The following is a 22,943-nucleotide window of genomic DNA, read 5'->3' as shown; positions in this document are numbered from 1 at the left end:
ACGTCCCGCCCGCGGCATCCCGCACGCGCGGGACATGACACCGCGTCTCAGGGCGCCGGGAAGTAGAGCTCCACGGTGGAGACCGCGCCGCTCGAGCCCAGCCCGCCGGTGACGAGCAACCGGTCCGAGCCCGCCAGGCGCGACACCGCCGCGCTCGACAGCGGATTGGACAGCGCACCCGCGGACGTCCACAGGCCCGTGGCCGGGTCATACACCTCGGAGGTGGGCAACAGCCCCGTGGCGGCACCCGCGTCCCCGCCCATGACCAGCACCCGGCCCGACGGCAGCACCGACGCCATCGCCCCGTAGCGGCTGCTCGACATGGGCGCCACCGGCATCCACAGGCCCAGCGCGGGCTCGTAGATTTCGGCCGAGGCCAACGCGCCTCCCTGCCCCCAGCCGCCCGCCACCAGCACCCGGCCTCCCGGCAGCGACACCGCGACGTGGCCATAGCGCGTGCCCGACATGGAGCCCGCGGGAGACCACACCCCGGTGTTCATGTCGTAGAGCTCCGCGGTGGCCGTGTCCCCCGTGGGCGTGGTGCCACCGGCCACCAGCACGTGTCCCGACAACAACATCGTGGCGGTGTGGTTGATGCGCTTCACGCTCATCGAGCCCGTGGCGCGCCAGGTGCCCGATGGCGGGTCATACAGCTCCGCCGTGGCCTGGATGCTGCCGAAGCTCGACGAAGACCGGCCTCCCGTCACCAGCACCTGCCCGGACAAGAGCAGCGTCGCGGTGTGCCGCGAGCGCGTCCCCGCGAGCGCGCCGGTGGTGCTCCAGAGGCCGGTGTCCGGGTTGTACACCTCGGCGGAGGACAGGTAGGACGACCCGGAGGCCTGACCTCCCGCCACCAGCACCCTGCCCGAGGGCAGCACCGTCCCGGTGTGCAGGAAGCGCGGGGTGACGAGGCTGCCCGTCGCCGTCCACGTGGCTTGGGCCTCGTCATACAGCTCCGCGCCGCCCAGGCCCGCGCCGCCCATCGTGCCGCCCGCCACCAGCACCTTGCCGGACCCCAGGAGCGACGCCGTGTGCTGATAGCGCGTCGTCGCCATGCTCGTGGTGAGGCGCCACGGCGGCGTGGGCACCGAGTACCGCTCGGCCGTGGCGGAGCGCTGCACGCTGTCGGGGCTTCCGCCCGTGACGAGCACGTCGCCCTGGACCAGCAACGTCGCCGTGTGGCCCAGCCTGCTCGTGCTCATGGACGCCACCTGCGTCCAGCGCCCCTGCGCCGGGTCATACAGCAGCGCCGTCTCCAGGTAGGGCTCGTTGCCGTCCGAGCCTCCGGTGACGAGCACCTCGCCCGAGTGCAGGAGCGTGGCCGTGTGCTGCGCGCGCTCCGCCGGCAAGGCCTGCGTGACGGGGCTCCAGCTCCCCATGCCCGGGTCGAACACCTCCACGCCGCGCGTCGCGGTGAACTCGTCCACGAAGCCGCCCACCACCAGCACCTTGCCGGACAACAGCAGCGTCGCCGTGTGGCCCGCGCGCGCCACGAGCAGACTCGCCGCGACGCTCCACGTCCCGGTGGACGGCTCGTACAGCTCCGCGTCGCGCAGGAACGCGCCCCGAGGCCCCTGCCGTCCGCCGACCACCAGCACCCGCCCGTTGGGCAGCAGCGTCGCCGTGTGGCCCACGCGCGGCCTGCGCAGCGCCCCCGTCTGGGACCACGTGCCCGTGGCCGAGTCATAGAGCTGCGCGCTCGCGAGCCCCGCGCCCGCGCCGTTCTCCCCGCCCACCACCAGCACCTTGCCGTTGCCGAGCAACGTCGCCGTGTGGCCCGAGCGCAGCGAGTCCAGGCTGCCCGTCGGCGCCCACGAGCCCAGCGACGGCTCATACAGCTCCGCGGTGCCCGTGGCCGACGCCGCCGAGTCGCCCCCCACCACCAGCACCTTGCCGTTGCCGAGCAACGTCGCCGTGTGTCGCCGCCGCGCCGCGTTCAGCGTGCCGCCCGTGAGCCAGCGCGCGCCCGCCACGTCATACAGCTCCGCGCTCGTGGAGGACTGGCCCCCCACCACCAGCACGTTGCCGGAGCGCAGCACCGTCGCCGTGTGGTCCACCCGCTGCAACGTCATGCTCGCCGTCAACGACCAGCCCAGCTCCGGCACGGGCGCGGCGGTCAGCCCCGCACCCGCCCCCCTGGCTTCCGACGGCTCTGCAAATTCTTCGTGTGAGCATCCCGTGAGGACAAGCGCCGTCACCAGCGCGGCCAGGTGGCCGAGCCTGATACATCGTTTCATGGAGGGAGGTCCTTTCCCGAGGGGGATGTGGGGCCCGATGGCCCGCACAGGGCGGCGCTTAACCCAATCCCTGGGAGCGAGGCCAATCCCGCCTCTGAAAAAACACGCCCACCCCTGCGACAGGTGGGGTTGATACACCCCACCGCCGAGTCGACAAGCGCTCGTCGGCCCGGCGGAACCGGGCGACATGAAAGGGATTAGCTGCTGGCCGAGGTGTAATGGCCGATGGAGCGAATCCAGACGCGCCGCGCCACCCACGCGAAGAGCGCCGAGCCCACCACCGCGCCGACGAGGGACACCGTCGGCAGCCGGCCCAACATGGCTTCGGCCGGGAAGGTGGTCATCAGGGCGAGGGGAATCACGTAGGTGAAGACGAGCGTCAACGCGCCGCGCGCCACGCCCTTGAACACCGACGAGGGCCACCGCGCGAAGTCGAAGATGGACGAGAAGAGGAAGGTGAGGTTGTCCACCCGGACGACAAAGAAGGCGGCGCTCACCGTCAATATCCACAGCGAGTACAACAGCAGCGTGCTGGTGCCGAGCAGCAGCACGGACGCGAGCAATCCCAGGGGTGACGGCCCTCGGCCCAGCAGCATGAAGGCGTAGACGAACAGGCCCAGGCCGGTGAGTACGTTGAAGGCGCGCCACGGCAGGAAGCGCTGCGTCGACACGAGGAACTGCGCGTCCGCGGGCTTGAGCAGCACGAAGTCCAGCGTGCCCTTGCGGATGTGCTCCACCACGCCCGTGAGGCTGGGGTTGATGGCACCCTCCAGGACGCCTTGCAGCAGGGTGAACCAGCCCACCACGAGCAGCGACTCGCCGAAGGTCCACCCCTCCACCGCCGGCCGTCGCCCGTAGACGACGAACAGCGGAGCCAGCGCGGTGAAGACCCAGCACAGGGACGTGAAGCCCTCGGTGAGGAAGTCCGCCCGGTACTGGAGCGCCTGGAGCCCGGAGGCCTTGAGCTGTACGCCGAGCAGTCGCAGATAACGCCGCACCATTCCCCTACCCTCCGAACGCCGCGAAGCGCTTCACGCCCTGCTTCCAGAGCGTCACCGCCAGGACTCCCATCCCCAGCACCCACGCCCACTGCCGCGCGAGCAGCCCCAGCGCCGTGGGCACATCATGCGCGCTCGTCATCAGCTCCACCGGCAGGCCCATCTGGTAGCGGAACGGCAGCCAGTCGATGAGCGTGCGCAGCCCCTCGGGCAGCAGCTCCACCGGGTACATGTAGCCGGAGCAGACGAAGAAGAGGACCATCCAGACCTCCATCATCTTCTGGCTGCTGTCCATGAAGAGGCTCAGCGCGCCGATGGCCACGTTGGCCAGGAACGTGATCGCCCAGCCGCCCAGCACCGCGATGATGAACAGGGCCCAGCCCCACGCGTGCTGGGGGACCGCCTTGTCGGCGCCCACCAGCGCCACGCTCACCAGCACCACCGGCACCGCGACCACGACGCGCATGGGGAAGCCCGCGACGTTCTCCGACGCGTAGGCCCACAGGGGCGACACGGGACGCAACAGGCGCATGGCCAGCGTGCCCTGCTTCACCTCCCAGTTGATGAGCCACGCGGCCCAGGCGCTGGTGAGCTGGCGCACCGCGAAGGTGGCCAGGAAGTAGCTGACGAAGTCGACCTGGCCGTAGTTGCCCACGGGCGCGTCCTTGGACACCGCCATCCACAGCACCATGTTGACCAGCGGCATGGTGGTGGACAGCACCCAGACGAACATCTCCGCGCGGTAGGCAATCGACTCGGCGAAGCCCACGCGCAGCATGGTGGGCAGGGCGCGCAGCACGCCTCGGGCGCTCACGCCGGCACCACCTGGGCCGTCGACTCGCGGCGCGCCTTGTTCTCCGCGAACAGCTCGCTCATGACCTCCTCGAGCGGCGCGTTCTCCACCGTGAGGTCCGTCACCGGCAGGCCCGACAGGGCGCGGGAGATGGTGGCGTTGACCGCGTCCTGGCGCACCTGGAGCACCGCCATCCCCGCCTCGTGCGTCACCAGCTTGCCCAAAGGCTCCAGCCGGCTTGCCTCCACCTGTTCGGACAGGCGCAGCACCACGCGCTTCTCCGGGCGCACGCGCTGCACCAGCGCGTCCAGGCTGCCGTCGTAGGAGAGCAGCCCCTTGTCGATGACGATGACGCGCGGGCACAGGGCGGCCACGTCGTCCATGTAGTGGCTGGTGAGGATGAGCGTGGCGCCGTACTTCTCGTTGTAGTCCTTGATGAAGGTCCGCATGGTGGCCTGCATGGACACGTCCAGGCCGATGGTGGGCTCGTCCAGGAACAGCACGCGGGGGCGGTGGATGAGGGCCGCGGCCAGCTCGCACTTCATGCGCTCGCCCAGGGACAGCTGCCGGGTGGGCTTGCCGATGAGGTCGCCAATCTCCAGGAGGCCCACCAGCTCGTCCAACGTCTGCTTGTATTGGGCCGCGGGCACGTCGTAGATGGCGCGGTTGAGCTCGAAGGTCTCCGCCGGTGGTAGGTCCCACAGGAGCTGCTGCTTCTGCCCCATGACGAGCATGATTTTCTTGAGGAACGCCTCCTCGCGCAGGCGCGGCACGTGGCCGTCCACCCGGACCTCGCCCTCGGACGGGTGCAAGAGGCCGGAGAGGACCTTGAGCGTCGTGGTCTTCCCGGCGCCGTTGGGGCCCAGGAAGCCCACGCGCTCGCCGGGGCGGATGTCGAAGGAGATGCCATCCACGGCCTTCACGGAGGTGTAGGTGCGGTGGAAGAGCGAGCGGAGGGCCGCCTTGAGGCCAGGCGGGCGCTTGTGGACTTTGTAGTGCTTGCGCAGCCCTTGGACGGAGATCATGTGCGACAAGGGTTTAACGCGGACGCCCCCGGGTGGCGACCGTGGAGTTGAGCAAGTGGCGCGGTGACAACGGGTTGACACGGGCCGCTGCCGGGAGCGGCCCCTCGGTCGAAGGCTTGGCGGGATGAGCAACGCATACAGCAAGGACCTGGAGCGGTGGATGCCGCGGCTCATCGCCGTGTGGCGTCAGTCGCGCGGCCGGGGGGACGGGCCGGAGACGAAGCTGACGCCGCAGGAGGTCAAGGAGGTGGGCGCCGGCGTGCGGCAGCTGTCCATGGGCCTGACGCGGGAGCGGCAGCTCGCGGGCGCGCGCTACATGGACGACCCGAAGCTCCTGGGCGCCTATCTCCTCTTCTACTGGCCGGTGTCCTACGCGCAGGCCCGGCAGGTGTTGGGAGAGCTGCCGAACCGGCCCCGGCAGGTGCTGGATTTGGGCAGTGGCCCGGGGCCGGTGGCCTTCGCGGCGATGGACTCGGGAGCCAAGGAGGTGACGGCGGCGGACCGCAGCAAGCCGGCGCTGAACCTGGCGCGCGCGCTGGCGACGGAGGCCGGCGAGGCGCTGGCCACGCGCGAGTGGGACCCGACGAAGAAGGCCGCGGCGCTGCCGGAGGGACAGTTCGACCTCATCACGATGGGGCACGTCATCAACGAGCTGTACGGCACGGGCGACGCGGCGACGAACCCGCGCGCGGCGCTACTGGAGGCGGTGCTGGCGAAGGTGAAGAAGGGCGGCAGCCTGTTGGTGATGGAGCCGGCGCTGCGCGAGACGAGCCGGGGCCTGTTGCACGTGCGCGACGCGCTGGTGGCGCGGGGCTACGCGGTGCGCGCGCCGTGCATGTACCGGGGGCCGTGTCCGGCGCTGGTGAAGGAGACCGACTGGTGCCACGCGGAGCGGCCGTGGCCCATGCCTCGCGTCGTGGAGGAGCTGGCGCGCGCGGCGAGCCTGCACAAGGAAGCGCTGAAGATGAGCTACCTGATGCTGGCGCCCAAGGGCGAGGAGTGGCCCCAGACGCCGCCGGGAAGGCTGTTCCGCATCGTCTCCGAGCCGCTGGAGGGCAAGGGGCGCCACCGCTACATCGGCTGCGGGCCCGAGGGCCGCGTGGGCCTGGCGATGCAGGAGCGCCACCGCAACGAGAAGAACGAGCGCTTCCTCCAGTTGCACCGGGGTGACGTCATCGCGGTGACGGAGACGGAGCCCAAGGGCGACGGCCTGGCGCTCGGGGAGACGTCGGAGGTGCGGATGGTGGCGCCCGCGGGCAAGGGCGTGCCTCCCCCGCCCCCGAAGGAGGACGCGCCCGTAAGCCCGGGAACCAGCCCGAGCCCCGGCGCGCCCTCCTGAGACGTCCACGTGCCCCTCGGGGACCGACACGCCCCGCGAGCACGTCGACGTCGGTTTCACGCTGACGCGCCCCGGAGTCGCCTCTGGGGCACGTCGAAGGGGTTCAGCCTCCGGTGGGAGGCACTGACCTCCCCTCTCGAGCACTCACGCGGCTCGCGCGTCGTCATGCCCGCGAGGGATGGCCGCCTGCGCGGTCGCGGTGCTACGGACGGGCCTGCGCGTAGGCGCCGGTGAGCACGTCGAGCATGTGGCGGAAGGACTTCACCTGGTCCTTGGCGACGGTGAGCGCGCCCTGGGCGAGGACGGTGGCCTGGACGCGGACCAGGGTGGTGAGGTGGGTCGACGTGTCCTGCGCATTCTTCCGAGGGGGGTTCATCAGGGAAGCGATGTTCATGGAACGCTCCGGGGTGTGGAGTTGCGCGCAGCATCCACCACCCCCGCAAACACCACGTCGCACGCGGGCAACTTCGCCGTCACATCGCGCCTGGCGCGCCCCGGAGCCTGGGGGCTGTGCCCTGCCTGACAGTCTCCACGCCGAGCGAGAGGACACGCGAACACCCGCGCATGCGGGCCTGGGGCGTGGCGTCGCGGGAGCCGCGCGCATCCGCTAGCGTTCGGGCTCTCTCGCAGTCCCGGAAGGCGCATGTCCGTCCCGTCCCGGTCGTCGCGGACGCTGTACCCACCCGTGGAGCCCTACCGCATGGGCCGCCTGCGGGTGTCCCCGCTCCACGAGCTGTACTTCGAGGAGAGCGGCAATCCCCAGGGCAAGCCCGTGGTGTTCGTCCATGGGGGCCCGGGTGGCGGCACGGATGCGCGGCAGCGGCGCTTCTTCGACCCGGCCGCGTACCGCATCATCCTGTTCGACCAGCGGGGCTGTGGCCGCAGCACGCCGCACGCGAGCCTCGAGGAGAACACCACGTGGGACCTGGTGGCGGACCTGGAGCGGCTGCGCGAGCACCTGGGCGTCGAGCGGTGGATGCTCTTCGGGGGCTCGTGGGGCAGCACGTTGTCGCTCGCCTACGCGCAGGCGCATCCGGAGCGCGTCACGGAGCTGGTGCTGCGAGGCATCTTCCTGTTGCGCAAGCAGGAGCTGGACTGGTTCTACCAGCGGGGCGCGAGCGCGCTGTTCCCGGAGGCCTGGGAGGAGTACCTCGCGCCCATTCCCATCGAGGAGCGGCAGGACTTGCTGGGCGCGTACCACCGCCGCCTGACGAGCGCGGACATGGCGGTCCGGCTGGAGGCCGCGCGGGCGTGGAGCGTGTGGGAGGCGCACACCAGCTACCTGCATCCCAACCCGGAGCTGGTGGCGCGCAACAGCACGGGGGACTTCGCGTTGGCGTTCGCGCGCATCGAGTGCCACTACTTCTTCCATCGCGGGTTCCTGCGCTCGGACACGCAGCTGCTGGAGGACGTGCCGCGCATCCGTCACATCCCGGCGGTCATCGTGCAGGGGCGATACGACGTGGTGTGTCCGCCGGAGAGCGCGTGGGCGTTGCATCGTGCGTGGCCGGAGGCGAGGTTCGTGATGGTGCCGGACGCGGGGCACTCGGCGAACGAGCCGGGGACGACGGCGGCGCTGTTGGAGGCCACGGACCGCTTCCGTCCAGGGTGAGGGGGCGCCGCGTGCTTTCGCGCGGCCCGGGGAGTCCCTAAGGTGGGGAGGAGCCAGTCCTCGGGAGACGAGCACATGTCAGCAGAGAAGGCCGCGCGAAGCTGGGTGGAGGAGAGTGCGTTGAGGGCCGCGGGGGCCGCCGCGCTGCCCATCCCGGTGCCGGGCGCGCACACGGCGCTCACGTCCGCCATCGAGGCGTACATGATTTTTCACGTGGCGGGCATCTACGGAGAGAAGCTCAGCCTGGGTGAGTCGCTCGGGCTGATTCCGACGCTGGGCGCGGGCATCGTGGCGCGCAAGGCGGCCAGCTCCATCGTGGGCGAGACGGTGGGCTGGATTCCGGTCGCGGGCTGGTTGCTCAAGGGCGCGGCCAGCGGCGGCACCGCGTTCGCGATGGGCGTGGCGGCGGTGACGTACTTCGAGAAGAAGTACCCCGGCCGCGAGGCCGTGCCCTTCGAGACCGTGTCCATCAAGGAATGGGTGAAGGCGGCGCTCGCGCACCTGGGGTTCAGGAAGTAGTCACCGCGCGGTGAGCGCCCGCGCCAGCTCCTCGTAGATGTGGATGGCGCTGCGGATGGACTTCTCCCAGTCGCCCACGTGGAGGCTCTCGTTCTCCGAGTGGGCGTACGTGTACGGGTCCTCCACGCCGATGAGCAGCGCGGGCACACCGCCCAGCTCCCGCGCGAACGGCTCCACGAACGGAATGGACGCGCCACAGCCGATGGCCACCGCCTTCGTCCCGTACCCCTTCTCCAGCGCGCGGAACGCCGCCTGGAACGCCGGATGCGACGGGTCCGTGTACCACCACCCCGACGCGCCCTCGGTCTGGAACTCCACCTCCAGCCCCCACGGGCACACCTTGCGCAGGTGCTCCTTCAACCGCCGCTCCACGTCCGCCGGGTCCAGGTCCGGAACGATGCGGATGCCCACGCGCGCCCACGCCGCGTCGCAGATGATGTTGCGCGCGTCCTTCCGACTGCTGGCCTGGATGGCGTTGATGGCGATGCTCGGCTGACGCCAGTTCGTCTCGTACGGGTGCCGCCCGCCCAGCACCTCCACCCCCGGCAACAACCCCACCTGCTCGCGGAACGTCGCCTCGTCCCCCGGCAACGACTGGATGCTCGCGCGCTCCCCCGCCGTCAGCGGCTTCACCTTCTCACCCAACCCTTCAATCGCGATGGAGCCGTCCGCGTGCGTCAGCGTCGCCAGCATCCGGCACAGCGCCATCACCGGGTCCGGCACCGGCCCACCCCACATCCCCGAGTGCACCGCCTGCTTGAGCCCCCGCACCTCCACGTCCACCGTGACCAGCCCCCGCAGCGCCGTGGTGATGGACGGCAGCCCCGTGTCGAAGTTCGACGTGTCCGTCAGCACAATCGCGTCCGCCTGCAACAGCGCCGCGTGCCGACGCAGGAACTCCGACAGGTGCCCGCTGCCAATCTCCTCCTCCCCCTCGATGAGCACCTTCACGTTGAGCGGCAGCTTCCCCGCCCCCTTCAGCCACGCGTCCACCGCCGACGTGTGCACCACGATGCCCGCCTTGTCGTCCGCGGTGCCCCGCCCGTACAGCCGCCCGTCGCGCAACGTGGGCTCGAACGGAGGGCTCTTCCAGAGCGACTCATCCCCCGCCGGCTGCACGTCGTGATGGGCATACAACAGCAACGTCGGTGCACCTGGCGCCCGCAGGACCTCCCCATACACATAGGGATGGGCATCCCCGATTTCGAGTAGCTGGATGTTTTCAAACCCACGGTCCCTCAAGAGTCGAGAAGTCGCCTCGGCGCTCTGCCGGACACGGGCGGCGTCGAAGCCGGGGAACGAGACGCTGGGTATGCGCACGAGGGCCATGAGGTCCTCGAGGTAGGCGTTCTTCTGGGACTCGAAGTGAGAGAGGGCCTGGTCAATGGACATGCTCACCCCTTAACCCAAAAAGGCAGGCAGGCGACGCAGACCCTCGCGCGGATGTTGCGCGGTCCAAGTATCATGCGGCGCCATGTCCGACACCCCGACACTGCTGCTCGTCGACGACGACAGCTTCGTGCGCCGCATCCTCAAGGACGTCATCGCCGACACGGGCATCGAGCTGCGACTGCTCGAGGCCGCCGACGGAGAAGAGGGCCTCGCGGTGGCCGCACGCGAGAAGCCCGCGGTGATGTTCCTGGACCTGTTCATGCCGAAGAAGAGCGGCCTGGAGGTGCTCGGCGCCATCAAGCAGGTGTCGCCCGGCACGCGAGTGCTCGTCATCAGCAGCATGGACGCGGAGCCCGTGGTGGAGCAGGCCATGGCCGCTGGCGCGGTGGGCTTCGTGGGTAAGCCCTTCCATCCGCTGGAAATCGCCTCGGCCGTGCGCCAGGCATTGGCCCACTGACTTCAGAGGTGTCTGCGTGTCGTCTCCTGCTGTCGGTTACTGGGTAGCGGACAATCTCGGCCGCGTACTGGGGCCCATCGCCCTCCAGGCCCTGCGCGAGCTGATTGCCTCCGGTCGGATGAAGGCCGCCGTGCGCGCGTCGCGCGATGGCACCCAATGGGTGGCCCTCCAGGAGCTGCCGGAGCTGGCGGACCTGTTCACCGCCGCGCGCCCGTCACAGTCGGTGGAGCAGCAGCAGGCCGAGCGCCTGCGCACCCAGCTCAAGGGGCTGCAGAACCTGCCTCCACACGAGGTCTTCGGCGCCAAGCCCTCGTCCTCGCTCGACGAGGTGCGCCTGGCCTTCTTCCGCATGGCCAAGCGCTTCGCACCCGAGCACCTGGCCCCGGAGACGCATCCGGAGCTGCGCAAGGTGTCCGCGGAGATCTTCGACTTCCTGTCGCGCTGCATGCGCGAGGTGGAGGTCCTCTACTCGCAAGGCGCCTACCAGCAGGCCCGCCCGGTGCCGCCCCGGCTGGATATGAACGGGCCCCTGCCGCCCGCGCCTCCGCCCTCGATTGCCCCCGCGTACGCGCCGCCGCCGGTGGCCGCGCCCGTCCATGCGCCGCCGCCCGTGGCCGCCCCCGCGTACGCGTCGCCGCCGGTGGCGGTCGCCGCCAGGCCCCTGCCGCCGCCGCAGCCCGCGCCGCCGCCGCGTCCGCCGCCGCCGGTGATGCAGCCCTCGGCGCCGGTGGCGGCCCGGGTGCCCGCCGCGCCGCCGGTGCAGCGCACGCACACCCTGCCGCCGCCGCAGCCCGCGCCGCCGCCCCCGGCCGTGCCCCTGAGGCGGGCCGCCGCCGCGCCCACCTATTCCAGCGCGGAGTTCGTGGGGTTGGAGCGCCGCCAGGATGATCGCATCCACGCGGACGTGAAGGTGTCGATGCAGAACACCGGCATCTTCACGGACCACCGCATCATCAACCTGTCCTCCGGCGGCCTGTTCATCGCGACGGACAAGCCGCTGCGGCTGGGCACGCTGGTGGAGCTGACGTTGCGCTTCGATGACCCGTCGCGCGTGATGACGCTGCGCAGCTCGGTCATCTGGGAGAACTCGCTGGACGACGGGAAGAACCCTCGCGGCTACGGCTTGCGGCTCAGCAGCCTCCGCAAGGAGGAGCGCGAGTTCATCCAGCAGTTCGTCAGCCGCAAGCCCCCGAAGTAGGCCCGAGCGGTAGGGGCCGCTCGGACAGGACGCCTAGAGCAGCTGTCCGAGCAGCACCGCGCCCGTCATCACGAAGGTCGCCATCACCGCCATCACCGCCTTGAGCTCCAGGTCATCGCGGCCCATCACATTCATGAAGTTGTTCATGGTGTCCTCCGTCCCTCGTGTTGCCCCCTCCCCCTTTCCTACGGGACACCGCGCCGACGATTGCATCCCCCCTCCCGACGCCCTCCAGGATGACCTCCGTGCCTCCCGACGCCCCCGCCACGCCTCCTGACTACTGGCTGCTCGACGGGCTGCCCACCGCCGCGTCCGTCATCCGGGGAGAGCAGGTCCTGGTGGCCAACCAGGCCATGGCCTCGCTGCTGGGAATCTCCCTCGAGGAGCTGAAGGCCACGCCCGTCTCCGCCCACATCGCGCGCTTCATTCCCGCCGAGCGCGGCTGGGTGGAGTCCTTCCACGAGGCGCTCGTGCGCGACGGCAACCGTCCCGAGCATCCCCTGTGGCTGCGCATGCGCCGCGCGGATGGACAGGAGCGCACGCTGACGGCCACGTACGCGCCCGGCGCGTCGCCGGACGAGACGGTGGTGCTGCTGCACGACGCGGGAGGCGAGGACACCGCGCGCCGGCTCACCGAGGCCCTGGGCGCCGCCGCCACGGAGCTGCTCCACGCCCGGGACGAGCACGAGGTGCTGGAGACGGCGGTGGAGGCCGTGCACCGCCAGGGCTTCTACGCGGCCATCCTCCTGGTGGAGGGCGACACCTTCCGGCACGGGCCCATGCGGCAGGAGCCCGAAATCGTCGCGCTGGCCGAGCGCAAGTACGGCATGCCCGTCACCCAGGTGCGGCTGCCGCTCACCACCCTCCCCCATCTGGCGGAGGTGCTCTCGCGGCGCAAGGCGGCCTTCCATCAGGACGCGCTCGGCGCGGCCCACCGCATCCACAGCAGCGAGGTCTTCGAGGACATCCAGCGGGCCTACCCTCCCGGCATCCGCGCGCTGGACGCGCCCATCTTCGTGGAGGGCCAGCCCTTCGGCATCCTCTCCGCGCAGGGCTTGAACCTCACGCCCGCCGCCGCGAGCACGCTGGAGCTGTTCGCGCAGATGGTGGGCGGCGTGCTGGAGAACGTGCGCCACCACCGCGTCGCCTCACAGCGGTTGGAGGAGGTGTCACGGCTGCAGGACGAGTTGGTGGCGCAGGAGCGGCTGATGGTGCTGGGCGAGGCCGCGGGCGTGGTCGCGCACGAGGTGCGCAACCCCCTGGGCGCCATCCTCAACGCGGTGGCGGTGCTGCGGCGCGAGGCGCACCTGGGCCCCACGGGGCAGGCCGCGGTGGGCATGCTGGAGGAGGAGGCCATCCGGCTGGAGGACATCGTCCGCGACCTGCTGGACGTGGTGCGTCCGCTGGAGCCCAGGCCCCGGAGGGTCCACCTGGGCGAGCTGGTGCGGCGCGCGCTGGGGCAGATGCACGGCCCTCCGGACGCGCCCACGCTGCGCTTCACCGTGGACGAGGCTCCCGACACGCCGGAGCTGATGGGCGACGAGACGCTGCTCCAGCTCGCGGTGACGCACCTGGTGCGCAACGCGGTGCAGGCCTCGCCTCCGGGCGGGCGCGTGAAGCTGAGCGTGGAGCCCGGGGACGAGGGCGTGCGGCTGACGGTGGAGGACGAGGGCCCGGGCATCCCCGACGTGGACCCGCGCCGCGTCTTCGAGCCCTTCTTCCTCACGCGCGCCAACGGACGCGGGCTGGGGCTGGCCATCGTCAAGCGCGTGGTGCTGGCGCATGGCGGGCAGGTGCGCGCCAGTGGTCGGCCGAAGCGGGGCGCGCGCTTCGAGGTGGTGCTCCCGCTGGAGCCTACCCGTAGGTCTCCCGCCTGATGCGCTTGTCGTCGATGCCGAGCGCGTGGAGGTGGCCGAGCACCGTCTCCATGAAGCGCGGCGTCGCGGGCGTGCGCGTCTCCAGCGCCTTGCGTCGGTCCCACGGAGTAATCGCGGGGCCGCACGCGTAGACCAGGCACGTGTCGCGGTCCGGGATGAGCTCCTCGAGGAGCGCCTGGTGGACGCGGCCCTTGCGCACGTCGCCGCCGAAGCGCGACTCGTCCAGCTCGCGCGTGAGGGTGTGCACCAGCCGGACGCGGTCCGCGTGCCGCCGGGCCAGGGCCTCCAGCTCGTCGCGGTAGAGGATGTCGCTCCACGTCTTGTTGGACATGAGGACGGTGTGGCGCGTCTTCAGGCCGCGGTGCAGCGCGTCCTTGAGGATGGCGAAGTTGGGCACCGCGCCCGAGCCGGCCACCAGGTGGACGACGTGGCCCGTGCGCGTCTCCACGTCGTCGGGCAGCACGTAGGGGCCCATGAAGCCGAGCACCTTGAGGCGCGCGCCGGTGAGCCGGCCGTGGACGAGGAAGGGCGAGAGCAGCGGCGGGTAGCGGGTGAGGCCGGGGATGAACTCCTCGTCCTTCACGGTGATGGCCACGTGGCGCTCGTGGGGGGCGGAGGCCAGGGAGTAGGAGCGCTGGGGCTCCTTGCGCCCCTTCTGCTCCTGCAGGTAGGCGGACAAGCGCCCGAGCGCGGGGAACTGGTGCGGGTCGATGTTGATGAACTGGCCGGCCTTGTAGTCGGGCCGGACGTCCCCGAAGTCGAGGAAGAGGGTGGCCGTGTCGTGCGTGTCCATCCGCACATGGTCGACGGTGACCTCGTACTCCACGGGCTTCCTGCTGCGCGAGGGGCTCGCTTCGGCGGCGCTCATGGCCCCTCCCTTAGCCCAAACCCGGGGTGCTCGCCGATGGGGTTGACGCGGGCTGCGTGGGATACCGGTCCGTGACAGGGGCCCCGGGTGGCCCGTCCCGGAGTCGGTCCGGAGCGTTGGCTGCACGACGGGACGGCATGCGGGCAGGGGGCTGCCTCGACGCGGGCGCTGACCGGGGAGGGGGCTGGGACTACATCTTCTGGTGGCCAGTGGTGGGGCTGAAGGATGGGTGAAAGAGGTCGGACGCCTGGGCGCCGACTTGTCCATGCTCTCAAGCCGTCCCGAGGTGGAGGCGACCGACGCGTGCTCCGCATTCTCTTTTCGCTGATGGCACGGCTGCCGGAGGGAGTCCGGCGCCACGTGGTGCGTACCCTGATGGACGGGGTGTGGGATGCCCTGGCCGACGAGGTGGTGGAGGGCCGCGGCAACCTCCCGGACGTGCCCTGTCTCTACATCTGCAACCACCTGTCGAACGCGGACGGCTTCACGCTGGACCGCGCCTTCCGTCCCCGGAAGCTGGTGTTCCTGGCGGGCGTGAAGCTGCAGGGCACGGTGATGACGCGGCTGGCCTCGGAGGTGATGGAGACGATTGCCATCAAGCCCAACTCGCCGGACATCGAGGCGATGCGGCGCGCGGTGGAGACGCTCAAGGGCGGCAGCTCGGTGCTCATCTTCCCCGAGGGCGCGCGGAGCCGGACCCACGAGCTGCTCCAGGCGAAGAAGGGCGTGGCGCTCATCGCGAAGCGCGCGGGGGTGCCCGTGGTGCCGGTGGCGCTGATGGGGACCGAGAAGCTGATGCCCATCAACGACTCGGACATGGGGGGTGAGCGGCTGTACCACGCGCAGGTCCGGGTGCGGGTGGGGCCGGCGTTCCGCATGGAGGACCTGGAGCCCGAGACCGTCGGCGCGGAGGACGCGAGGCAGGCGCTGGCGGACGCGATGATGCGCCGGGTGGCGCGGCTGCTGCCTCCCGAGTACCAGGGCGTCTACGCGAATCCCCCGACTCCGCTGTCGGTGACACGGCTGCACGAGCCGCCCTCCGCGCCAGCCCCGTGAGGGCTTGCGTGCCGGGGCCCGTGGAGCCCTGCACGGGAGCTCCACGGGCAGGACCGCGGGCCCGCATCCCGCGCCTTGGCGTGGAGGACGCGAGGCGCGAGTGATGCCCCCGCCACGGAGGGTGTCCTCGGGCGAACCCGCGCTCAGTCACTTCGGTTCGCCACGAAGCGCTCGGCCTCGGGGAGCGAGGCCGCAATGAGTCGTTGCGGTCCGCACGGGAGCACGGACAATGGGCCTCCCGTGACCAACGCCCGCGCCTCCGAGCATGTCTATGTCTCCACCCTTCCTGGACTGGAGCCCGCGCTGGAGTCGGAGTGCGCCGCGCTCGGATGGAAGCCTCGCCGCGCCGAGGGCGGTGTGGAGCTGGAGGGGCCCACCGGGCTGCATCAGGAGGCGAACCTGCGCCTGCGCACCGCCAGCCGTGTGCTGCTGCGACTGGGCGTCTTCCGGGCGAACGACGAGGATGTGCTGGTCCGGGGCCTGCGCGGACTGGAGCTGTCGCGCATCTGGGACCGTCGCTCGCCACCTCGGATGTCGGTGACGCTGAAGCGCTCGGGAGTCCCGGGCGCGGACGTGGTGATGGACGCGGCGGCGGAGGCGTGGGGCGTGGAGTCGGTGGCCCGCGCGGGGCCGCTCGACGAGGAGGGCGGTCCCGGGCTCACGTTGCTCGTGCGCGTGGAGGGCGATGTCTTCACGGTGAGCGCCGACACCAGCGGCGAGCCGCTGCATCGCCGCGGCTATCGACAGGAGATCAGCCGCGCGCCCCTGCGGGAGACGCTCGCGGCGGGCATCCTGACGCTGGCGGGCTACGACGGCGCGGAGCCGCTCGTGGACCCGATGTGCGGCTCGGGGACCTTCCTGGTGGAAGGCGCGTGGATGTCGATGAAGCGAGCGCCAGGCTTGATGCATGGCTTCGCGTTCGAATCGTTTCCGGGCTTCGATGCGAATGGCTGGGCGGAGCGCAAGGCGCGGGCGGAGTCGGAAGCGCTGGCCGCGCCACGGGGGGCCCTGCACGGCTTCGACATCAACGCGGGCTCGCTGGGAACCGCCCGAAGGAACGCGCGCCGCGCGGGCGTGACGCTCTCCCTGGAGCGCAAGGACGTGAAGACGCTGACGACTCCCCCCGGAGGCCCCGGGCTGTTGGTGGCGAACCCGCCCTACGGCAAGCGCGTGGGCGAGGGCGAGGACCTGCCCGGGCTCTATCGGGCGATGGGCGAGACGCTCCGCAAGGGCTTCACCGGCTGGCGCGCGGCGCTGCTGGTCCCCGAGGACACGGGGCTCGTGAAGGCGCTGAACCTGCCGGAGGCGCGGAGCCTGCCCGTGCGCAACGGCGGCCTGCGCTGCAAGCTGCTCCTCACGGAGGCGCTCTCGCCGCGCCGCTGAACAACCACGCACGTGTCCCGGGAAGTGTGGCCCTCGCGGAGAGCGCCGCCAGCGCTCCGTCCATCGAGGCCACGCCCCTGCCGACTGGAGCAACGGTCTCGACCCGTGACGCGGTCTTCACCTCCGCGAGCCACCACGGAGGTTCGGCACCTCGGCTCAATCGCGGCGACGAAAGGTCACCCGGGCGACGATGGCCACCGCGACGACGATGGCGAAGAGTGAGCCCGCCCAGCCAACATGAATCGCCGAGGTGTCCGAATCCTCGACGGCCTTCGTCGCGGCCTCCGCGGGAGAAGGGGGCACCTGACGCGCTGACTCGGCATCCACTTCTCGCTCCGATGGTGCCCTGTCCTGGGCGGGCGTGGGCGCGCCCCGCGGAGCAACGACATCCGGCGTCCCGCGAGCATCTTCAGGCGCCGCTCGGGTCCCGGGCCCCGCCTCCTCGACGGGAGGCTCCTCTGGCACCTTGGGCCCTGTCGCTTCGTCCGTCACCTGCAGCGCCGGGTCCGGAGGCGGGGGCTGCTGCCGCTCGAGGTCACGAGCCAGCGCGTCCTCGGGCGACTCCGGAACGGGCTTGCGGGCCTCACGCACGAAGCCCCTGAACGACGCGAGCTTCGCGGGCGAGTCCGCCTCGAACGAGCGGACGTGCACGATGAGGAAGGTCTCGCCCTGCCCCTCCACGGGCAGCAACGCCAACCCCACCGCGACTCCAGGCGGCGGCGCGTTGAAGCTCTCCGGCGTGTGAATCCCCTCCACCGTGCCGCCCACGGTCAGGATGCGCAGCCGCGCCGGCGGTGGCGCGCCATCGACGACCTCGAGGACCTCGAAGTCGCGCAGCGTGTACACCTCGCGCACCGTGATGGGGCGTCCCCGGTCGTCGAACTGTCCGCCCAGCTCGCGCCAGTGGACCGACGCCCCCTCCAGGAAGCGGCCCACCACCACCGACGTGCCCTGCCGCACGATGTCCTCGGGCGGAATCGGCCCCATGGAGGACGAAGCCCTCGCCGACACCGAAACCGCGAACAGCACCATCAGCCCAAGCCGCGTGAGCGTGGTCCCATGCATGTCAATCACTCCTCGCTTCGCACGACGAAGGAACGAGGCCCCCACCCCGCCCCAGGCGGAGACGGGATGGGGCGCCCCGGAGGAACTCACTGCAGGTAGTGCGCGAAGACGAAGCTGTAGTCCCTGTGCGCGGACAACGAGGGCGTGACGAGCGAGCCCGGCGCAATCTCCGGCCCCGCCGTGCCCCACGCGGAGCCATCGTTCGGCGACGTCCGCGAGTACAGCACCCCCGCGAAGTTGGTGCCCCGGACGGCCTGATGCATGCCACTGAGGCTCTTCGCCAGCGACGGCTGGGTGCGCGTCTCATCCGTGCCGTACAGCATCCCGTCGTAGACCAGGCCCGCCCCGTCCCAGTGCAGCTTCAGCGTCCGCACCAGGTACTTCGAGTGCAGGATGTCATCGGACCAGCTGAACCCGATCCGGATGAAGCTGTTGCCGGAGCTGGTGATGGAGACCCCCGCGAGCGCCCGGTAGTAGGCAGGCACCGGCACCACGACCTCCGGCCCCCAGTTCCAGCCGCCGTTGGTGGAGACGCGCGTCACCACCTGACCGTCATTGTTGGGATTGGCGCGGTCGAGCTTCGCGTACGCGAGAATCCACACGGTGTCGGTCAGCTTGTGCACCGCCGGCGTGCCGATGGTGGTGGCGCCGGCGACGTTGCCCACGCCGAACCAGCTGACGCCTCCGTCGGTGGACTTGACCATGCGGATCTGCATGGCGTCGTTGAGCGGGTCCACCCACGCCATGATGTAGTCATTGTTCCAGCCATGGCCGGTGGTGCCGTAGATGCTGCGCTCGCCACCGAAGACGAACCACTTGCTGGTGTCATAGGCGGAGCCGTCCGAGTTGCCGCGAATCCACTGCGGGTTCTTCCCCGCGCCCGTGTAGAAGAACACCGTCTGGCTGGTGTCCCGCAGCGCCGTCGGGTCGATGGACGTCGTCACGCCGATGCCGGAGAGGTTCGTGGGGAACGCGCTCCAGGAGACGCCGTTGTCCGTGGAGCGCTTCATGTAGACGCGGTCGTAATCCCGCGCACCGTAGAGCGCGCGCACGTCCGTGTAGTCCTTCGTCGTCGGGCCATGGCGCATGCCCGCATGCACCGAGGGGAACATCACCGCCGTGGTGATGCCGTCCTCGTGGTCCAGGCCGAACGCATGCCCGAACTCGTGGATGGCCACGCCCTGCATGTCGATGGCGCCCGTGGTGTTGCGGTGCGGCGTGAAGGTCCAGGGCGTCCCGTTGGAGCTCTTGCGGTGGAAGATGATGGTGATGGCGCTGCCCGTCCCGAAGGTGGAGGCCACCCGGGAGCCATCGCCGTGCTTCTCGTTCATCTGCACGATGATTTCGCCCGACGACGCCACCGTGCGCGTCGTGTAGCCATAGACGGCGGGCTTGAGTCGGAAGGCGCCGATGGTGCGCCACTTCACGATGGCGTTGTAGAGACAGGACATGAAGGGGTCACGCCAACTGGCCGGAATCCCTTGCGCCTCGAAGCTGTCCCAGTTCACCCAGATGGGAACTTCGGCATCCTGATTGTAGATACGGACATCCGCGCGGGCTGACGTGGAGGACAACACCACGACACCCGCAAGCACTGCGCCCCACCAATTCGAGGACATTCTTTCCCCCTCGTGTTCGAGTCGTGCAGCAACGCGTGAACGGGCAGTCCGCGAGACCTTCGCCAAGGACTCGACGAAACAGGCGGCGACGCACGTATGCTTCCTGCTCCCACCCTGTCAGCACCCCCGGGCGCCCCACCCCACCATGACGACTGGAAGCGATTCGAGTCCCCAAGACGTTGGCATGCGGCGCGCCGTCTCCCGCTGGGAGCTGGTGGGCTTCTCCATCAATGACGTCATCGGCAGCGGGGTGTACCTGCTGCCCGCGGCGGCCGCGGCGAACCTGGGCTCCGCGAGCACCGGCGCCGTGGTGCTCGCCGGGCTGGCCGTGCTGCTGCTCGTGCTCTGCTTCGCGGAGGCCGCCAGCTACTTCGACAAGCCCGGCAGCGCGTACCTCTACACGCGCGAGGCCTTCGGCGAGCTGGTGGGCTTCCAGGTCGGGTGGATGACGTGGCTGGCCCGCGTCGCCTCGGTGGCCTCGCTGTCGGTCGGCTTCTCCCGGGCGCTCGGCTACCTGTGGCCCGGCGCCAATGCGGGCTTCGGTCAGAGCCTGGCCATCGCGATTCCGCTGCTCGCGCTCACGGCCATCAACGTCGTCGGGGTGAAGAGCGGCGCTCGCACCGCGGTCTTCCTGGCCATCACCAAGACGGTGCCGCTGCTGGTCTTCATCGGCGTGGGCATCTTCTTCGTGTCGGCGCCGCTGGCGACCTCCGTGGAGCCCAAGAGCACCGGCAGCCTGGGCGCCGCGGTGCTGCTGCTCCTGTTCGCGTATGCGGGCTTCGAGAACACGGCCGCGCCCGCGGGGGAGTTCAAGAACCCGCGCCGCGACGTGCCCTTCGCGCTCATCGTGCAGATTGGCGTCGTCACGCTCATCTACACCGCGGTGCAGTGGGTGGCGCTGGGGACGTTGCCCGGGGTGGTGGACGCGAAGACGCCGCTGGCCGATGCCGCCGCGAGGTTCCTCGGGGGCTGGGGCGGCCTGATGATGACGGTGGGCGGCGCGCTGTCGATCCTGGGCACCAACAGCAACACGGTGCTCGCGGGGCCCCGGTATCTGTATGCGCTCGCGCGGGATGGCTTCGGGCCCGCGGTGCTCGCCACGCTGCATCCGCGCTTCCGCACGCCCACGGCGGCCATCCTGGTACAGACGGGCATCGCGTTGCCGTTGGCGTTCTCGGGCTCGTTCGAGGTGCTCGCCACGTTGTCCGTGGTGGCCCGGCTGGCCACGTACTTCGGCACGGCGGTGGCCGTCCCGGTGCTGCGCCGCAAGCTCCAGCAGCCGGCCAACGCGTTCCGCATCCCCGGCGGGCCGGTGATTCCCATCGCGGCGGCGTCGCTGTGTGTCGTGTTCGCGCTGAGCGCGGAGAAGAAGAACCTCATCGCGGGGGCCATCGCGCTCGGGGTCGGCTTCGTGCTGTATCGCTTCCAGCGGCGGCCCGCGGAGGAGAAGGTCGCGCTCGAGTAGGTCCGTCGCCGGGTGCCCAGGCCCGTTCCCCGTGGGCCTGGGTTTCGTGTTAGCGGTGGCGACGTGGACGACGCGCGCATCACCTTGCTCGACTCCGGACTGGAGGCTCCTCACGAAGGGGGCAGCCTGCCGAGCCCGTTCGATGAGCTGGGCCCCTCGCCGCTGGCGAGGCAGGCGGCGGAGGTGTTGCAGCGCGAGCTTCGCGAGGGGTGGGTGGCTCCGGGCGTCCCCACGGCGCCGCTGGAGGGCCACGAGGGCGGGAAGATGTTCGGAGTGCTCGTGGTGCGACTGCCCCAGGGGCGCCTGGGATTCCTCCGGGCCTTCTCGGGGATGCTCGCCGGGCGGTGGGACGTGGAGGGGTATGTGCCTCCGCTGTTCGAGCGTGAGGCACGAGCGAGCCTTGAGCCCCGGGGCGAGGCCACCGTGAAGGCGCTCCTCGCCCGCGCGGAGGCCATGCGGGCCTCTCCCGAGCTGCTGCCCCTGCGGGCAGCACATGCGGAGCAATCCGCGAGACACGCGGCGGAGCTCGCGGCGCTGCGTGAGCGGCACGAGGTCCGACGAAAGCAGCGGCATGCACGCAGGGCGGAGCTGACCGGGGCGTCCTCGAAGCGTCCACAACAGGTGCCCAGCGCATCAAGCCGTGACGATGGAGCCGCGCCGGCATGGGTGGATCGTCCGGGTGGAACGGTGGAGTCACCCGCCTCGCGCCCGGCCGAGAGTCATGGCGAGGGTGCCACTCCGGAGGCTGCCACCCAGGCAGCGGCGCTGCGCACCAGTCTTCACGCGCTCGACCAGGAGAGCCGTGGCGACAAGGCCGAGCGACGGCGACTGGAGGCCGCCCACGAATCAGAGCGAAGCAGCCTCGAGCCGAAGCTGCTGCGTCTGGAGCGTCGGCTTCGCGCACTAGACCGTCTGCGCCACATGGTGAGCCGTGCCGTCATGCGGCGCATCCATGACACCTACGTCATCACCAATGCGCGTGGAGAGCGCCGCCTCCTGCGCGGCCTCTACGAGCGAGCCCAGCCGCCCTCGGGCGCCGCCGACTGCGCCGCGCCCAAGCTGCTCGCATATGCACGGGCTCACGGGCTGCGTCCCGTCGCGCTCGCGGAGTTCTGGTGGGGCGCGCCGCCTCCCTCCGGAGGACGAGTCACCGGCGCGTACTACGCGGCCTGTCGCGACAAGTGCGGCCCCCTGTTGCCCTTCATGCTGGAGGGACTCCACGTCGCGCCACCACGGACCTTCACGCCTCCGTCCACCACTCCAGGCGCACTGAGCATCCTGTTCGAGGACCGCTGGCTCGTGGTCATCGCCAAGCCCCATGGGCTGCTCTCCGTTCCCGGGCGCGAGGCCTCGCTGAGCGACTCGGTCCTCACGCGACTGCGGGCACACCATCCCGACGCCACCGGCCCCCTGCTCGTGCACCGGCTGGACCTGGACACCTCCGGGCTGCTCGTCGCCGCGCTCGATGCGCGCACGCACTCGGCGCTGCAACGCCAGTTCGTCCACCGCGAGGTGCACAAGCGCTACGTGGCCTGGGTCGACGGCATCGTCACGGGGGAAGAGGGTCGCATCGACTTCCCGATGCGCGTCGACCTCGACGACAGGCCCCGACAGATTCACGACCCCATCCACGGCAAGCCCGCCGTGACGGAGTGGCGTGTGCTGGAGCGTCGCGGCGGTCGGACGCGCGTGGCCTTCTTCCCACTCACGGGCAGGACGCACCAACTCCGCGTCCACGCCGCGCATCCGCTCGGTCTCGACGCACCCATCGTCGGCGACCGGCTCTACGGCCGCGACGGCGAGCGGCTCATGCTCCACGCGGAGTCACTCACCCTCCTGCATCCAGGGACCGGTGAGCGCGTGACTTTCAACTGCCCCGCGCCCTTCTGACCAAGGCGGCGCATCACCGACACCGAGCGCTCCTCGCTCCTCGCTCGCCGAGATGACTACGCCCCAGCGCGCCGAGCAGCACTCGCGGCCTCGGTGTCTCCGCCGCAGGAGCGGTGCCCGATGGCCTCGCTTTTCGGACTCCTTGGCTCA

Annotated in this window: 19 protein-coding genes; 10 read left to right on the top strand and 9 right to left on the bottom strand. The window is 70.7% G+C overall.

Annotated features, from left to right (window positions below):
* Positions 1 to 47: 47 nt before the first annotated feature.
* The 4 genes from K8625_RS01530 to K8625_RS01515 form a co-directional block, all read right to left on the bottom strand.
* The gene (locus tag K8625_RS01530) at positions 48 to 2,237 is read right to left on the bottom strand and encodes a kelch repeat-containing protein (protein WP_223781636.1); all 2,190 of its coding nucleotides are present in this window, start codon (positions 2,235 to 2,237) and stop codon (positions 48 to 50) included.
* Positions 2,238 to 2,434: 197 nt separating this feature from the next.
* Complete coding sequence (locus tag K8625_RS01525) at positions 2,435 to 3,238, bottom strand: ABC transporter permease (RefSeq protein ID WP_223748438.1); 804 nt, start codon at positions 3,236 to 3,238, stop codon at positions 2,435 to 2,437.
* Between the two features lie 4 nt (positions 3,239 to 3,242).
* The gene (locus K8625_RS01520; RefSeq protein WP_223748437.1) at positions 3,243 to 4,049 is read right to left on the bottom strand and encodes an ABC-2 family transporter protein; all 807 of its coding nucleotides are present in this window, start codon (positions 4,047 to 4,049) and stop codon (positions 3,243 to 3,245) included.
* Positions 4,046 to 5,053, bottom strand: coding sequence for an ATP-binding cassette domain-containing protein (locus K8625_RS01515; RefSeq protein ID WP_223781635.1), 1,008 nt, complete (start codon positions 5,051 to 5,053; stop codon positions 4,046 to 4,048). Before K8625_RS01515 ends, K8625_RS01520 begins: the two co-directional genes overlap by 4 nt.
* A 124-nt stretch (positions 5,054 to 5,177) precedes the next feature.
* On the opposite strand from K8625_RS01515, the gene K8625_RS01510 reads away from it, so the two are divergent.
* Positions 5,178 to 6,392 (top strand): small ribosomal subunit Rsm22 family protein, encoded by a 1,215-nt coding sequence (locus K8625_RS01510; RefSeq protein WP_223781634.1) that lies wholly within the window; start codon positions 5,178 to 5,180, stop codon positions 6,390 to 6,392.
* A gap of 202 nt (positions 6,393 to 6,594) precedes the next feature.
* Here the strand turns inward: K8625_RS01510 and K8625_RS01505 are convergent, their stop codons facing one another.
* Positions 6,595 to 6,786, bottom strand: coding sequence for a hypothetical protein (locus tag K8625_RS01505; RefSeq protein WP_046715856.1), 192 nt, complete (start codon positions 6,784 to 6,786; stop codon positions 6,595 to 6,597).
* Positions 6,787 to 7,035: 249 nt separating this feature from the next.
* Here K8625_RS01505 and pip point away from each other — a divergent pair, with 249 nt between their 5' ends.
* Together pip and K8625_RS01495 are read left to right on the top strand one after the other, a co-directional pair.
* Positions 7,036 to 8,004 carry a prolyl aminopeptidase gene (gene pip, locus K8625_RS01500; RefSeq protein ID WP_223748434.1) on the top strand — a complete coding sequence of 323 codons (969 nt, stop codon included), beginning with the start codon at positions 7,036 to 7,038 and terminating at the stop codon, positions 8,002 to 8,004.
* 75 nt (positions 8,005 to 8,079) lie between these two features.
* Entirely contained in the window at positions 8,080 to 8,523 is a 444-nt protein-coding gene (locus tag K8625_RS01495) for a DUF697 domain-containing protein (RefSeq protein ID WP_223748433.1), read from the top strand.
* On the opposite strand, the gene K8625_RS01490 is transcribed toward K8625_RS01495, so the two are convergent.
* Positions 8,524 to 9,915 carry a M20/M25/M40 family metallo-hydrolase gene (locus tag K8625_RS01490; RefSeq protein ID WP_223781633.1) on the bottom strand — a complete coding sequence of 464 codons (1,392 nt, stop codon included), beginning with the start codon at positions 9,913 to 9,915 and terminating at the stop codon, positions 8,524 to 8,526. It abuts the gene before it with no gap.
* Between the two features lie 82 nt (positions 9,916 to 9,997).
* On the opposite strand from K8625_RS01490, the gene K8625_RS01485 reads away from it, so the two are divergent.
* The 3 genes from K8625_RS01485 to K8625_RS01475 all read left to right on the top strand — a co-directional run bounded on the left by K8625_RS01485 (position 9,998) and on the right by K8625_RS01475 (position 13,447).
* Entirely contained in the window at positions 9,998 to 10,372 is a 375-nt protein-coding gene (locus tag K8625_RS01485; RefSeq protein ID WP_046715860.1) for a response regulator, read from the top strand.
* A gap of 16 nt (positions 10,373 to 10,388) precedes the next feature.
* Positions 10,389 to 11,570 carry a TIGR02266 family protein gene (locus tag K8625_RS01480; protein ID WP_223781632.1) on the top strand — a complete coding sequence of 394 codons (1,182 nt, stop codon included), beginning with the start codon at positions 10,389 to 10,391 and terminating at the stop codon, positions 11,568 to 11,570.
* A 236-nt stretch (positions 11,571 to 11,806) separates the two neighbouring features.
* Positions 11,807 to 13,447 (top strand): ATP-binding protein, encoded by a 1,641-nt coding sequence (locus K8625_RS01475; protein WP_370641867.1) that lies wholly within the window; start codon positions 11,807 to 11,809, stop codon positions 13,445 to 13,447.
* On the opposite strand, the gene K8625_RS01470 is transcribed toward K8625_RS01475, so the two are convergent.
* The gene (locus K8625_RS01470; RefSeq protein WP_223748429.1) at positions 13,425 to 14,315 is read right to left on the bottom strand and encodes an oxidoreductase; all 891 of its coding nucleotides are present in this window, start codon (positions 14,313 to 14,315) and stop codon (positions 13,425 to 13,427) included. The two genes, K8625_RS01475 and K8625_RS01470, sit on opposite strands and share 23 nt — an antisense overlap.
* Positions 14,316 to 14,618: 303 nt before the next feature.
* Between K8625_RS01470 and K8625_RS01465 the strand changes: the two genes are divergently transcribed.
* Positions 14,619 to 15,371: a 1-acyl-sn-glycerol-3-phosphate acyltransferase gene (locus K8625_RS01465; protein ID WP_141331553.1), complete on the top strand. Its 753-nt coding sequence runs from the start codon at positions 14,619 to 14,621 to the stop codon at positions 15,369 to 15,371.
* A gap of 195 nt (positions 15,372 to 15,566) precedes the next feature.
* Positions 15,567 to 16,754, top strand: a complete 1,188-nt coding sequence (locus tag K8625_RS01460; protein ID WP_223781630.1) for a class I SAM-dependent RNA methyltransferase — start codon at positions 15,567 to 15,569, stop codon at positions 16,752 to 16,754.
* Positions 16,755 to 16,910: 156 nt separating this feature from the next.
* Here K8625_RS01460 and K8625_RS01455 read toward each other — a convergent pair whose 3' ends face one another.
* Positions 16,911 to 17,819 (bottom strand): hypothetical protein, encoded by a 909-nt coding sequence (locus tag K8625_RS01455; protein ID WP_223781629.1) that lies wholly within the window; start codon positions 17,817 to 17,819, stop codon positions 16,911 to 16,913.
* Between the two features lie 86 nt (positions 17,820 to 17,905).
* Entirely contained in the window at positions 17,906 to 19,438 is a 1,533-nt protein-coding gene (locus tag K8625_RS01450; RefSeq protein WP_223781628.1) for a matrixin family metalloprotease, read from the bottom strand.
* A 184-nt stretch (positions 19,439 to 19,622) separates the two neighbouring features.
* On the opposite strand from K8625_RS01450, the gene K8625_RS01445 reads away from it, so the two are divergent.
* Complete coding sequence (locus tag K8625_RS01445; protein WP_223748425.1) at positions 19,623 to 20,903, top strand: APC family permease; 1,281 nt, start codon at positions 19,623 to 19,625, stop codon at positions 20,901 to 20,903.
* A gap of 63 nt (positions 20,904 to 20,966) precedes the next feature.
* The gene (locus K8625_RS01440) at positions 20,967 to 22,793 is read left to right on the top strand and encodes an RluA family pseudouridine synthase (RefSeq protein ID WP_223781627.1); all 1,827 of its coding nucleotides are present in this window, start codon (positions 20,967 to 20,969) and stop codon (positions 22,791 to 22,793) included.
* Positions 22,794 to 22,943 lie beyond the last annotated feature (150 nt).

Source organism: Myxococcus sp. AS-1-15, assembly GCF_020037055.1.
GTDB classification, from domain to species: domain Bacteria; phylum Myxococcota; class Myxococcia; order Myxococcales; family Myxococcaceae; genus Myxococcus; species Myxococcus fulvus.
The sequence above is the reverse complement of the archived record's forward strand: the minus strand, read 5'-3'. Positions and strand labels throughout refer to the sequence as shown.

What these genes read in the sequence shown, in the direction of transcription:
- K8625_RS01530 (WP_223781636.1), bottom strand. Translation starts at nt 2,237, where the DNA reads ATGAAACGATGTATCAGGCTCGGCCACCTGGCCGCGCTGGTGACGGCG.
- K8625_RS01525 (WP_223748438.1), bottom strand. Translation starts at nt 3,238, where the DNA reads ATGGTGCGGCGTTATCTGCGACTGCTCGGCGTACAGCTCAAGGCCTCC.
- K8625_RS01515 (WP_223781635.1), bottom strand. Translation starts at nt 5,053, where the DNA reads ATGATCTCCGTCCAAGGGCTGCGCAAGCACTACAAAGTCCACAAGCGC.
- K8625_RS01510 (WP_223781634.1), top strand. Translation starts at nt 5,178, where the DNA reads ATGAGCAACGCATACAGCAAGGACCTGGAGCGGTGGATGCCGCGGCTC.
- K8625_RS01505 (WP_046715856.1), bottom strand. Translation starts at nt 6,786, where the DNA reads ATGAACATCGCTTCCCTGATGAACCCCCCTCGGAAGAATGCGCAGGAC.
- pip (WP_223748434.1), top strand. Translation starts at nt 7,036, where the DNA reads ATGTCCGTCCCGTCCCGGTCGTCGCGGACGCTGTACCCACCCGTGGAG.
- K8625_RS01495 (WP_223748433.1), top strand. Translation starts at nt 8,080, where the DNA reads ATGTCAGCAGAGAAGGCCGCGCGAAGCTGGGTGGAGGAGAGTGCGTTG.
- K8625_RS01490 (WP_223781633.1), bottom strand. Translation starts at nt 9,915, where the DNA reads ATGTCCATTGACCAGGCCCTCTCTCACTTCGAGTCCCAGAAGAACGCC.
- K8625_RS01485 (WP_046715860.1), top strand. Translation starts at nt 9,998, where the DNA reads ATGTCCGACACCCCGACACTGCTGCTCGTCGACGACGACAGCTTCGTG.
- K8625_RS01475 (WP_370641867.1), top strand. Translation starts at nt 11,807, where the DNA reads ATGACCTCCGTGCCTCCCGACGCCCCCGCCACGCCTCCTGACTACTGG.
- K8625_RS01470 (WP_223748429.1), bottom strand. Translation starts at nt 14,315, where the DNA reads ATGAGCGCCGCCGAAGCGAGCCCCTCGCGCAGCAGGAAGCCCGTGGAG.
- K8625_RS01460 (WP_223781630.1), top strand. Translation starts at nt 15,567, where the DNA reads ATGAGTCGTTGCGGTCCGCACGGGAGCACGGACAATGGGCCTCCCGTG.
- K8625_RS01455 (WP_223781629.1), bottom strand. Translation starts at nt 17,819, where the DNA reads ATGCATGGGACCACGCTCACGCGGCTTGGGCTGATGGTGCTGTTCGCG.
- K8625_RS01450 (WP_223781628.1), bottom strand. Translation starts at nt 19,438, where the DNA reads ATGTCCTCGAATTGGTGGGGCGCAGTGCTTGCGGGTGTCGTGGTGTTG.
- K8625_RS01445 (WP_223748425.1), top strand. Translation starts at nt 19,623, where the DNA reads ATGCGGCGCGCCGTCTCCCGCTGGGAGCTGGTGGGCTTCTCCATCAAT.